Below are 11,939 nucleotides of genomic sequence, written 5' to 3' on the forward strand. Positions count from 1 at the left end.
GTCATCAGGAGGAGCGGTGCGGGTGCACCGCTCCCTCCGTGGTGGTCAGTGGGGCGCCGCTGCCGCCCCAGCGCAGCGCGACGATCTCGGCGGCGACGGACACCGCCACCTCCTCGGGTGTACGGGCCCCGAGATCGAGGCCGACCGGTGAGCGCAGCCGGGACAGCTCGTGCTCCGTGAGGCCGGCCCCGGCCAGCTGTCGCGCCCGGTCGGCGTGGGTGCGGCGACTGCCCATCGCCCCGATGTACGCGGCCGGCCGGCGCAGCGCCTCCTGGAGCAGCGGCACGTCGAACTTGGGGTCGTGGGTGAGGACGCAGATCACCGTGCGCGCGTCGGTGTCCGTGTCGCGCAGATAGTTGTGCGGCCACTGGGCGACCACCTCGACGCCCGCGGGGAAGCGCCGGGGCGTGGCGAAGACGGGGCGGGCGTCGCAGACGGTGACCCGGTAGCCGAGGAAGTCCCCGATGCGGGCCACGGCCGCGGCGTAGTCGATCGCGCCGAAGACCAGCATCCGTGGCGGTGGGGCGAAGGACTCCAGGAACACGCTGACGGAGTCCTCACGGCGCTGCCCCTGCGGCCCGTAGTGCCGTAGACCCGTCGCGCCCAGAGCGAGCTCGCCGCGGGCGTCGGCGGTGACGGCCGCGTCCAGGCCGCTCGTGCCGAGGGTGCCCGAGACCCGGTCCGGCCAGACGGCGAGCGCCGCCCCGCGCGGCGCCGGGCCGTCGGTCACCGTGGCGAAGGTGACCGGCTCACCCGCGGCGACGGAGTCGGCGACCGCGCCGAAGGCGGGATTCCGCTCGGGCGTGACGGGACGCACGAGCAGCGTGATCTCGCCGCCGCAGGTCAGGCCGACGGCGAAGGCGTCCTCGTCGCTGTAGCCGAAGGTCTCCAGACGCGCCTCGCCGCTCGTCACGACGTCCCGCGCCAGCTCGAACACCGCGCCCTCGACACAGCCCCCGGACACACTCCCCACGACCTCCTCGCCCGGGCCCACCGCCATCGCCGCGCCCGGGGCGCGCGGCGCGCTGCGGCTGACCTCGACGACCGTCGCGAGGCCGAACGGAAGCCCGGCCCCGTACCAGCGGCCGATCGCCGGGAGGATGTCACGCACGATCCGCTCCTTCCACACACCGCACCGGGTACCCCGGAAGGCCCCTAATTCCGTTGTGGCCCCTCGGCCTCTTCTGCTGCACTGCACAGGACAGCGACGTCACCGAGTCCCGAGGAGCAGCAGATGCGCACTGCGTTCATGTCCCCCCAGCCAGGAACGGACCTCTCTCCGAAGGACATGACGCTTCGTGCACGTGCTCAACCTTGGAATCCTCGCCCATGTCGACGCCGGTAAGACCAGCCTGACCGAGCGGTTGCTCCATTCGGCCGGGGTGATCGACGAGATCGGCAGCGTCGACGACGGGAACACCCGTACCGACACCCTCGCGCTGGAGCGGCAGCGCGGCATCACCATCAAGTCCGCCGTCGTCTCGTTCCCCCTCGACGGTGTGACGGTCAACCTGATCGACACCCCCGGCCACCCGGACTTCATCGCCGAGGTGGAGCGTGTGCTCGGCGTGCTGGACGGCGTCGTGCTCGTCGTCTCCGCCGTCGAAGGAGTGCAGGCGCAGACACGGGTGCTGATGCGGACGCTCCAGCGGCTGCGCATCCCGACCCTGCTCTTCGTCAACAAGATCGACCGGCGCGGCGCACGGTACGAGGAGGTGCTGCGGGCGATCTCGACCCGGCTGACACCCGCGATCGTGCCGATGGGAACCGCCACCGGCCTCGGCACGCGCCGGGCTCGCTTCACGCCCGGTCCCGTCCCGGCCGCGCTCGACGTCCTCGCCGGCCATGACGACACGTTGCTGTCCGCGTACGTCGAGGACACCGTCACGGACGCCCTCCTGCACACCTCCCTCGTCGCCCGGACCCGGGAGGCCCTGGTCCACCCCGTCTTCTTCGGCTCCGCCGCCACGGGCGCCGGTGTGGACGCGCTCCTGGCGGGCATCGAGGAACTGCTGCCCCCGGCCGACGGGGACGCGGAGGGGCCGCTCTCCGGGACCGTGTTCAAGGTCGAGCGGGGCCCGGCGGGGGAGAAGGCCGCCTACGCCCGGCTGTTCTCCGGCACCCTGCGCACCCGCGACCGGATCCCGTTCGGCACGGACGGCGCCGAAGGCCGGATCACCGCGATCAGCGTCTTCGGACAGGGGACGGACACCCGGGGCGACGCCGTCGTCGCCGGACAGATCGCCCGGCTCTGGGGGCTCGGCGACATCAGGATCGGCGACGCGATCGGCGAACCCCGCAAGGCGTACGAGCACGTCTTCGCCCCGCCCACCCTGGAGACCGTCGTCGTCCCGGGCCCGGACGTGAACAGCGGCGCACTGCACCTCGCGCTCACCCAACTCGCCGAACAGGACCCGCTGATCGGCCTGCGCCACGACGAACGGCGGCAGGAGACCTCCGTGTCGCTGTACGGCGAGGTGCAGAAGGAGGTCATCCAGGCCACCCTCGCCGAGGAGTACGGACTCGGCGTCACCTTCCGCGAGACCACGCCTCTGTGCGTCGAACGGCTCGTCGGCACGGGCCAGGCCGTGGAGTTCAACAAGAAGAACGCCAACCCGTTCCTCGCGACGGTCGGCCTGCGCGTCGATCCCGCACCGGTCGGCTCCGGCGTCGCCTTCCGGCTGGAGGTGGAGCTCGGCTCCATGCCGTACGCCTTCTTCAAGGCCGTCGAGGACACCGTGCGCGAGACCCTCGACCAGGGCCCGCACGGCTGGCGGATCCCCGACTGCACGGTCACCATGACGCACAGCGGCTACTCGCCCCGCCAGAGCCACGCCCACCAGGGCTTCGACAAGAGCATGTCGAGCACCGGCGCCGACTTCCGCGGTCTGACCCCACTGGTGCTCGTCGAAGCGCTGCGGCGGGCCGGGACCCGGGTCCACGAGCCGATGCACCGCTTCCGTGTCGAAGCCCCCGCGGACACCCTCGGCGCGCTGCTGCCGGTGCTGGCCGCGCTCAACGCCGTACCGCAGACGACCGAGACCCGGGGCGCCGGATGCGTCCTGGCGGGCACGGTGCCCGCGGCGCGGGTGCATGAACTGGAGCAGCGGCTGCCCGGGCTCACCCGCGGCGAGGGCGAGTTGGAGAGCGTCTTCGACCACTACGCGCCCGTCACGCACGGCACGGTTCCGAGGCGCCCGCGCACCGACCACAACCCGCTGAACAGGAAGGAGTACTTGTTGAATGTGACACGAAGGATGGCCGGATGACGTGTGCGGGCCGGCCGAGCGGGAACTTACTCCAGAGTCAGGGGTGTTGACGGTGTCCTGAAATGGCCGGACTGTAGTGGACATGCCAATTATTCGGGCACGTCTCCTGGTTGTCCTGGCTGTCCTCTTCGGCTCCGTGACGGTGGCGGGCGTCCCGCCCGCCACCGCCGCGCCCCCTCCCGGCTCCCTCTGGTTCGACGACCCGACCGTCACCGTGCGGAACGGCCGCTTCACCGACGCCTCCGGCCGCGAGATCGTGCTCCGCGGCTACAACGTCTCCGGCGAGACCAAGCTGGCGGAGAACGGCGGCCTGCCCTTCGCCTCGGTCGCCGACGCGAAGAAGTCGGCGACCGCCCTGCGCGCCCTCGGCGGCGGCAACACCGTCCGCTTCCTGCTCTCCTGGGCCTACGCCGAGCCCGAGCGCGGCAAGGTGGACACGGCCTACCTCGCCGCCGCCACCGACCAGATGCGGGCCTTCCTCGACGCCGGCATCCGCGTCTACCCCGACTTCCACCAGGACCTCTACTCCCGGCACCTGTTCGACGCCGACAGCTGGTACACCGGCGACGGCGCGCCCCAGTGGGCGGTGGACGCCGGGAACTACCCCGACGAGTCCTGCGGGATCTGCCTCTTCTGGGGGCAGAACATCACCCAGAACGAGGCCGTGAAGCGCGCCTCGTACGACTTCTGGCACAACGCGCACGGTGTGCAGGACGCCTTCCTCGCCACCGCCGAGAAGACCATGGCGTACGTCCGGCAGCACCTGGACGCCGACCGGTTCAAGGGCATCGTGGGCTTCGACCCCTACAACGAGCCGCACGCGGGCGTCTACGACTCCGGGCAGACCAGCCGGGCCTGGGAGAAGGACGTGCTGTGGCCGTTCTACGAGAAGTTCCGGGCCCGGATGGACACGGCCGGCTGGCGGGACAAGCCCGCCTTCGTGGAGCCGAACCTCTTCTGGAACGCCAACCTCGACTTCCAGAAGCAGGAGGGCGGCCTGCTGGACGCCGGCACGCTCGGATCGCGCTACGTGTTCAACACCCACTTCTACGACCAGAAGGCCATCTCGGGCGTCTTCATGTGGGGCAAGGCCGCCGACGGCCAGTACGCGAACGACTTCCGCACCGTCCGCGACCGGGCGGCCTCCGCGCAGACAGCCGCCGTGGTCAGCGAGTTCGGGCACCCGCTGGCCGGCAACGTCTCCGACAAGGCGCCGACCGTCCTCAAGGCCATGTACCAGGCCCTCGACTCCCGCCTGAAGGGCGCCGACTGGTGGTCCGACCCGGCCGCCTCGGGGCCCGTGCTCTCCGGCTCGCAGTGGCAGTGGGACATCTACAACGGCCGGCACCGCGAGCTGATGAACGGCAACCCCGACAAGGTCCTCACCACCGGTGACGCCTGGAACGACGAGGACCTGTCCGCCGTACGCCTCGACGACTCGGGCAAGCCCGTGCTGCGCCAGGACGCCAGGCTCCTGGACCGCCTCTACCCGACCGCCACGGCCGGCAGAACGGTCGGCTTCACCTACGAGGACCGCTCCCGGGACGGCTCGACGACGCTGACCTGGAACCCGGTGCCGAGTTCCCTGTCGAACGTACAACGGCTAGTGGGATCGGGGCAGTACGGGCTGCTGCTGTGGCGCTCGGACGGCGGCTCGGCGCCCACCGAACTGCACCTGCCGGCGAGCTTCCCGACCGCGTCCACCACGGTCGTCTCCGACCTGGGCACCGCCCATGCCCCGCCGGCGTACACCTCGACGACCCCGGTCGGCGTGGCGCAGGAGCCCGGCGGCACGGGAAGCCGCCGCCTGCTGCTCACCGCGCCGGACTCGGGCGTCCTGCACTACGCGCTGGTGACCAACGGGGCGACGGCCCCCTCGGCGGACCTGCTGAAGGCGGCCCGCTCCGAGCTGGCGACATGGGCCGCGAAGGAGGTCGACTAGCCGGCCGGGCTCGTCCAGCCGGCCTCCACATGGCCGAGCCGGACGCGCTGCGGGTGGTCTCCGACCGGCACGGACACGACCTTCTTCCCGGTGGCGAAGTCGATGGCCGTGACCTGGTCGGAGCCGCTCTCGGAGACCACACAACTTCTGCCGTCACCGCTGACCGTGGCCCAGTAGGGCTTGGCGGCGGTGACGAGCGGGCCCTCCTGGAGGGTGGCGCGGTCGACGACCGTGGCGTAGTCGTCCATGGTGCCCGCGACGCAGAGCTTGCGGCCGTCCGGGCTCATCGAGAGGCCGTGGTGGCGGGAGTCGTTGACGAACGTGGTGCGGTCGTCGCTGGTCGCCGGGTTCTTCGGCAGGGTCTTCGTGCGGGTGATCTTGTCGGTGACCAGGTCGTACTCGAAGAAGCCGTTGAAGAACGACACCTGGAAGTACAGCTTCGACTCGTCAGGCGAGAACACGGCCGGCCGGACCGCGTCCGAGTGGTCCTTGAGACCGATCGCGTCCAGGCGCTGGCGCATGTCGATGACCTTGACCTGCTGGTACGTGGTCGCGTCGATGACGGTGATGCGACGGTCGCCCTTCGTCCAGTCCAGCCACGGGGCGTCGGTCTGCGTGTTCACCTCGCCGATCGACATGTTGTAGATGTACTTGCCGTCCTTGGTGAAGATGTTCTCGTGCGGCTTGTCCCCGGTGGCCGCCTTGCCGAGCTGTTTGCCGGTCTCGATGTCCAGCACGTGCACGGAGTTGCCGGTCGACGCCGACACCGCGACCCGCTTGCCGTCGGGGGAGACCGCCATGTGGTCGGCGCGGAAACCGGACACCGGGAAGCGCCAGTTGATCCGCCCGGAGGCGAGGTCGATCGAGACGACGTCGGCGAAGCTCGGCCGGGAGACCACCACCGACTTCCCGTCCGGCGTGGAGTACATGTCGTCGACGAACTGGTCGTGGCCCTCGCCGACGCTGTTGCGGATCGTCATGAAGGCGATCCACCGGATCGGATCGGCGTTGATCTCCGCCATCCGCTCGTCCTTGTCGGGGACGACGTCGATCCGGCCGATCTTCGCGAAGTCGCCGGTGGACCTGATGACATCGGCGGTGCCTTCCCAGTTGTTGCCCACGAACAGCACCTCGCGCAGCGCGGCGGAGGCGGCCGGGGCGTCCGCGTGGGCAGCGGTCGCGGGGACGGTGAAGGTCAGGGCGAGGGCGGCGGCTACGGAGCACAGGTGCCGTCGTCGGAAAGCAGGCATGACTGCTCCTTGGAATCTGAACACACGTGGTTTCAGAATGAACTTACTGAAAAGTAAGGAAGGGGTGGCCTTCTCCACAAGAGCGCGTGCACGACAAAATCGGTGTTCGAACCACGAAGGGAGAGCCGGTGCCGGGCAGACTCAGAGCGCCGACCGGCCGCTACGGCGGCAAGACGGCCGAGGAGCGGCAGGCCGAGCGGCGCCGGCGGTTCCTCGACGCCGCGCTTCAGCTGTTCGGCGACACCCCGGGCTTCCGCTCCACCACGGTCGCGGCGCTCAGCGAGGCGGCCGGACTGTCCACCCGCCAGTTCTACGAGGAGTTCCGCACCCTGGAGGACGTGCTCGCCGCGCTGCATCTCCAGGTCAACGGCTGGGCCGAGACAGCGGTCCTGGAGGCCGCGGCGGCATCCGCCGAACTGCCGCTGGTCGAGCGCGCCACGGCGATCTTCCGCGCCTACGCCGGGAACCTCGCGGCCGATCCGCGCCGGATCCGCATCACGTTCGTCGAGATCATCGGCGTCAGCCCGCGCCTGGAGGAACAACGGCTCGCCCGCCGGGCCGGCTGGGTCGGCCTCATCTGCGCCGAGGCCGAAGCGGCCGCAGCGCGCGGGGAGGCCGCACCCCGCGACTACCGCCTCGCGGCGACGGGCTTCATCGGCAGCGTCAACGGGCTGCTGCACGACTGGAGCGCCGGGTGGGTGGACGCGACCCTGGACGAGGTGGTCGAGGAACTGGTCCGGCAGCTGCTGGGGATCCTGCGCCCGCCGGGCTGGACTCCCCGGACGTGAGTCAGACCCGTGTCCGGCCGCGTCCGCCGGTGGGCGCCCCCGGGAAGGCCCGCCGGTAGTCGCCCGGCGACACCCCGAGGTGCTTGAGGAAGTGGTGACGGAGGTTGTTGGCCGTGCCGAGGCCGCTCAGTTCCCCGACCTTCTCGACCGGCAGGTCCGTCGACTCCAGCAGTGACCGGGCGCGCCCGAGCCGCTGGTCGAGGAGCCACTGGAGAGGTGTCGTCCCGGTCGCCGCCTGGAGGCGCCGGTAGAAGGTACGCGGACTCATCGAGGCCCGCCGCGCCAGATCGGCGACCGTCAGCGGCCGGTCGAGGTTCGCCCTCGCCCACTCCAGGACGGGAGCCAGCCCCTCGTCGTCGCTGGGCGGCACCGACAGCTCGATGAACTGCGCCTGCCCGCCCGGCCGGTGGGCGGGCACCACCATGCGGCGCGCCAGCTGGTTGGCGACGTGCGCGCCCAGATCGCGCCGCACCAGATGCAGACACAGGTCGAGGCCGGCGGTGAGCCCGGCGCTGGTGAGGACATCGCCGTCGTCCACGTACAGCACCGACTCGTCGACCTGCACCTTCGGGTACCGCTCGGCCAGCCGGTCGGTGTGCATCCAGTGGGCGGTGGCGCGGCGTCCGTCGAGCAGCCCCGCCTCGGCGAGCGCGAAGGCGCCGGTGCACAGGGACACCATGCGGGCACCCGCGTCATGGGCGCGACGCAGGGCCGTGACCAATCCCTCCGGCAGCGGCCTGCCCTCGTCGACGCAGGGGTCGGGCACCGAGGGCACGATGACCGTGTCCGCGTCCGCCAGGTCGTCGAGTCCGTAGCGGGTCCGCAGAGTCAGTCCGTGGCCCTCCGCGCCATCCTGCGCCCGCGACCCCGTCCCGCAGAGCCGCAGGTCGTACCAGGGATCGGCCAGATCCGGCTGCGGCTTGCCGAACACCGTGCAGGGGATGCTCAGTTCGTACAGATCCCACGACGGGACCCCGATCTCCTCGGTCACGACCACGGCGACGGAACCAGCACCCATGCCCCGAAGCGTATGGCAGGAATTTGGTGGACGCCGTCACCACTGTCACTGTTCCCGATCTTCGCGCCCTGCGAGCGTTGCCGTACGTGATCACGCATCACCTACGTACGCTTCACGAGGAGTTGGGCATGAACGCAGAACAGCAGGCCGTCACCGTTCTCGGACTGGGCTCGATGGGCTCGGCCCTGGCCGCCGCGCTGCTGGACCGGGGCCACCCGACCACCGTCTGGAACCGGTCCCCGGACAAGGCCCGGCCCCTGGTCGAGCGTGGCGCCCGCCTGGCCGCCACGCCCCAGGAGGCGATCGATGCCTCCTCACTGACCATCGCCTGCGTGCTGGACTACGAGGCGCTGTACACGGTCCTCGACCCGGCCGCCGTCGACCTCGCGGGCAGAACCCTGGTCAACCTCACCTCCGGCTCTCCCGAGCAGGCCCATGAGGCCGTCAAGTGGGCCGGGTCCCAGGGGGCCGACTACCTCGACGGCGCCATCATGACCACCCCGCCCGGCGTCGGCGACCCCGCCATGATGTTCCTGTACAGCGGATCCCGGCAGATCTTCGAAACCCACCGCCCCACCCTGACGGCCCTCGGCGACCCCCTGTACCTGGGCACCGACCCCGGCCTCGCCTCCCTCTACGACGCCGCGCTGCTCGGCCTGATGTGGTCCACCATGACCGGCTGGCTGCACGGCACGGCACTGGTCGGCGCCGAGGGGACGCCCGCCGGCGACTTCACCCCCGTCGCGATCCGCTGGCTGACCGCCGTGGCGGGCTTCCTCACGACGTACGCGCCCCAGGTGGACGCGGGCCGCTACCCGGGCGACGACGCCACCGTCGACGTGCAGATCGCGGCCATCGACCACCTCATCCACGCGGCCGCGGCCCGGGGCATCGACAACGCGCTGCCCGAGCTGCTGAAAACCGCGATGGAGAAGGCCGCCGCGGCGGGTCACGGACAGGACAGCTACGCCAGCCTGATCGAGGTACTGCGGCCCCCGGCGCGGGACTGAGCGGACTAGCCCGACACCAAGACCACGAGGTTCACCGCCGCCACCAGCGTGACTCCCAGCAGCAGAGCGGCCAGCAGCCGCGCGCGGAGCCCGCGGTACACCGCCTCGTACTCGCCCCGCAGTTCCTCCCCGCGGCGGACCGTCCGCTGCCACGAGGCACGGGCGAGGGCGAGGTGCTCCGCGGCGAACAGCCGTTCCACCTCCCGCCGTTGAGCATCGGGCAGCCAGTCGAGTCCGGCGGCGAAGCGCTCGGCGGCCGTGCGGGCCTCCTCGCGCGCCGCGGCGGCGAGCAGATGGCCCTCGACCTCGTGATGGAACGCCCGCAGGTCCACAGGGAGGCCCTCCCTCGCGGTCACCGGAGCGTCAGCTCCCTCTCCGCCGCCGCGACCTCCGCATGATGCAGGTCGAACGCCGGGGACTCGCTGCGGATCCGGGGGAGGGCGACGAAGTTGTGGCGGGGCGGCGGGCAGGAGGTGGCCCACTCCAGGGAACGGCCGTAGCCCCACGGGTCGTCGGCCGTGACCTGCTCGCCGTACTTCGCCGTCTTCCAGACGTTGTAGAAGAACGGCAGCATCGACATGCCGAGCAGGAACGAGGAGATGCTCGACACCGTGTTGAGCGTCGTCAGGCCCTCCACCGCCAGATAGTCGGGGATCCTCCGCTGCATGCCCTCCGCGCCGAGCCAGTGCTGGACCATGAACGTGCCGTGGAAGCCGATGAACAGCGTCCAGAAGGTGATCTTGCCGAGGCGCTCGTCCAGCATCTTGCCGGTGAACTTCGGCCACCAGAAGTGGAAGCCGGAGAACATCGCGAACACGACCGTCCCGAAGATGACGTAGTGGAAGTGGGCCACCACGAAGTACGAGTCGGAGACGTGGAAGTCGATCGGCGGCGAGGCCAGCAGCACACCCGTGAGCCCGCCGAACACGAACGTGATCAGGAAGCCCATCGCCCACAACATCGGCGTCTCGAACGACAGGCTTCCGCGCCACATGGTGCCGACCCAGTTGAAGAACTTCACACCGGTCGGTACCGCGATCAGGAAGGTCATGAAGGAGAAGAACGGCAGCAGCACACCGCCGGTGACGTACATGTGGTGCGCCCACACCGTCACGGACAGACCCGCGATCGCGATCGTCGCCCCGATCAGACCCGTGTAACCGAACATCGGCTTACGGGAGAAGACCGGAATGACCTCGGAGATGATGCCGAAGAACGGCAACGCGATGATGTACACCTCTGGATGCCCGAAGAACCAGAAGAGGTGCTGCCACAGCAACGCCCCGCCGTTGGCCGAGTCGAAGACATGGGCGCCGAACTTGCGGTCCGCCTCCAGGGCGAACAGCGCGGCCGCCAGGACCGGGAAGGCGAGCAGGACCAGCACACCGGTCAGCAGCACGTTCCACACGAAGATCGGCATGCGGAACATCGTCATGCCCGGGGCGCGCATGCAGATGATCGTGGTGATGAAGTTGACCGAGCCGAGGATGGTGCCGAAGCCGGAGAAGGCCAGACCCATGATCCACATGTCGGCGCCGATGCCCGGGCTGCGGACGGCGTCCGAGAGCGGGCTGTAGGCGAACCAGCCGAAGTCGGCCGCGCCCTGCGGGGTGAGGAAGCCGCCCACCGCGATGAGCGAGCCGAACAGGTACAGCCAGTAGGCGAACATGTTCAGCCGCGGGAACGCCACGTCGGGCGCGCCGATCTGCAGCGGCATGATCCAGTTCGCGAAGCCGGCGAACAGCGGCGTCGCGAACATCAGCAGCATGATCGTGCCGTGCATCGTGAACGCCTGGTTGAACTGCTCGTTCGACATGATCTGCAGACCCGGCCGGGCCAGCTCGGCGCGCATGAACAGCGCCATCACGCCACCGATGACGAAGAAGGCGAACGACGTCGCCAGGTACAGCGTGCCGATCGTCTTGTGATCTGTGGTCGTCAGCCACTTGAGGTGCCTCATACCCCGCCTGTGTCCGAGCCCCGCCCGGGCGTCACACTGCGCGGACGCGACGAGAATCACGAAAACGGGTGTGACGATCGACAAGGTGCCGGACACGAACGGGACATGAGCAACGACGAGATCTTCGCCGCTGCCTACCGCGAGCACTACTGGGCGGTCAGCCGCTATGTCGCACGGCGACTGGAGGGGCGGGCCGGTGAGGTGGAGGAAGTGGTGGCGGAGGTGTTCACGGTCGCCTGGCGGCGCCGGGCCGACCTGCCGCCCTCCCCGCTGCCCTGGCTGTACGGCGTGGCACGCAACTGCCTGGCCAACGCGGTACGCGGCCACGGACGCCGCCGCCGGCTCGTCGACCGGCTCGGCAACGACGACACCGCGCACGGGCGGCACATCGCGATGGGCCCCGAGGCCGACACACCCGGCGCCTGGGTCCACGAGGCACTGTCCCGCCTCTCCGCGGCCGACCAGGAGGTGCTGCGCCTGACGGCCTGGGAGGAACTCGGCGTCGACGAGGTCGCGGTCGCCCTCGGCTGCGGCAGCCGGGCCGCCGCCATGCGGCTGCACCGGGCCCGCCGCCGCCTGAGAACCGAGATCGACCGCATGGCCCCCGAGCGCGCCAAGGCCGACGCGCACTCCGTGGGAGGGCCGGACGATGACTGACGCGTCCTCCACGACGACCGAAGGCCTGCCCGGTGGGCGCCGCGC

The 11,939-nt window shown here is 70.5% G+C and carries 10 protein-coding genes; 5 read left to right on the top strand and 5 right to left on the bottom strand.

Translation table 11 applies throughout. The features are described 5' to 3' along the window. Positions 1–4 precede the first annotated feature (4 nt). The gene (locus OHU35_RS39235) at positions 5–1,111 is read right to left on the bottom strand and encodes an XdhC family protein (protein ID WP_359892678.1); all 1,107 of its coding nucleotides are present in this window, start codon (positions 1,109–1,111) and stop codon (positions 5–7) included. 187 nt (positions 1,112–1,298) lie between these two features. On the opposite strand from OHU35_RS39235, the gene OHU35_RS39240 reads away from it, so the two are divergent. Together OHU35_RS39240 and OHU35_RS39245 are read left to right on the top strand one after the other, a co-directional pair. Beyond that, entirely contained in the window at positions 1,299–3,269 is a 1,971-nt protein-coding gene (locus OHU35_RS39240; protein ID WP_359892675.1) for a translation factor GTPase family protein, read from the top strand. Positions 3,270–3,351: 82 nt separating this feature from the next. Then, positions 3,352–5,211, top strand: a complete 1,860-nt coding sequence (locus OHU35_RS39245) for a cellulase family glycosylhydrolase (protein ID WP_405508745.1) — start codon at positions 3,352–3,354, stop codon at positions 5,209–5,211. On the opposite strand, the gene OHU35_RS39250 is transcribed toward OHU35_RS39245, so the two are convergent. Further along, positions 5,208–6,461 (bottom strand): YncE family protein, encoded by a 1,254-nt coding sequence (locus tag OHU35_RS39250; protein WP_405508747.1) that lies wholly within the window; start codon positions 6,459–6,461, stop codon positions 5,208–5,210. The two genes, OHU35_RS39245 and OHU35_RS39250, sit on opposite strands and share 4 nt — an antisense overlap. A gap of 128 nt (positions 6,462–6,589) precedes the next feature. Here OHU35_RS39250 and OHU35_RS39255 point away from each other — a divergent pair, with 128 nt between their 5' ends. Then, on the top strand, positions 6,590–7,249 hold the full coding sequence (locus OHU35_RS39255; protein ID WP_189721945.1) for a TetR/AcrR family transcriptional regulator: 660 nt from the start codon (positions 6,590–6,592) through the stop codon (positions 7,247–7,249). 1 nt (position 7,250) lies between these two features. Here the strand turns inward: OHU35_RS39255 and OHU35_RS39260 are convergent, their stop codons facing one another. Continuing rightward, positions 7,251–8,246 (bottom strand): GlxA family transcriptional regulator, encoded by a 996-nt coding sequence (locus OHU35_RS39260; RefSeq protein ID WP_405509412.1) that lies wholly within the window; start codon positions 8,244–8,246, stop codon positions 7,251–7,253. A gap of 149 nt (positions 8,247–8,395) precedes the next feature. Between OHU35_RS39260 and OHU35_RS39265 the strand changes: the two genes are divergently transcribed. Then, entirely contained in the window at positions 8,396–9,277 is an 882-nt protein-coding gene (locus OHU35_RS39265) for an NAD(P)-dependent oxidoreductase (protein ID WP_405508748.1), read from the top strand. Positions 9,278–9,282: 5 nt separating this feature from the next. Here the strand turns inward: OHU35_RS39265 and OHU35_RS39270 are convergent, their stop codons facing one another. Both OHU35_RS39270 and ctaD read right to left on the bottom strand, forming a co-directional pair. Further along, positions 9,283–9,633, bottom strand: a complete 351-nt coding sequence (locus tag OHU35_RS39270) for a hypothetical protein (RefSeq protein WP_405508750.1) — start codon at positions 9,631–9,633, stop codon at positions 9,283–9,285. After that, entirely contained in the window at positions 9,630–11,237 is a 1,608-nt protein-coding gene (ctaD, locus tag OHU35_RS39275) for a cytochrome c oxidase subunit I (protein ID WP_405508751.1), read from the bottom strand. The genes OHU35_RS39270 and ctaD overlap by 4 nt, the downstream gene beginning before the upstream one ends. Before the next feature lie 105 nt (positions 11,238–11,342). On the opposite strand from ctaD, the gene OHU35_RS39280 reads away from it, so the two are divergent. Beyond that, on the top strand, positions 11,343–11,894 hold the full coding sequence (locus tag OHU35_RS39280; protein WP_189727663.1) for an RNA polymerase sigma factor: 552 nt from the start codon (positions 11,343–11,345) through the stop codon (positions 11,892–11,894). Positions 11,895–11,939 lie beyond the last annotated feature (45 nt).

Origin of the sequence: Streptomyces purpurascens (genome assembly GCF_045040895.1) — a bacterium.
In the GTDB taxonomy this organism is placed as follows: Bacteria; Actinomycetota; Actinomycetes; order Streptomycetales; family Streptomycetaceae; genus Streptomyces; species Streptomyces purpurascens.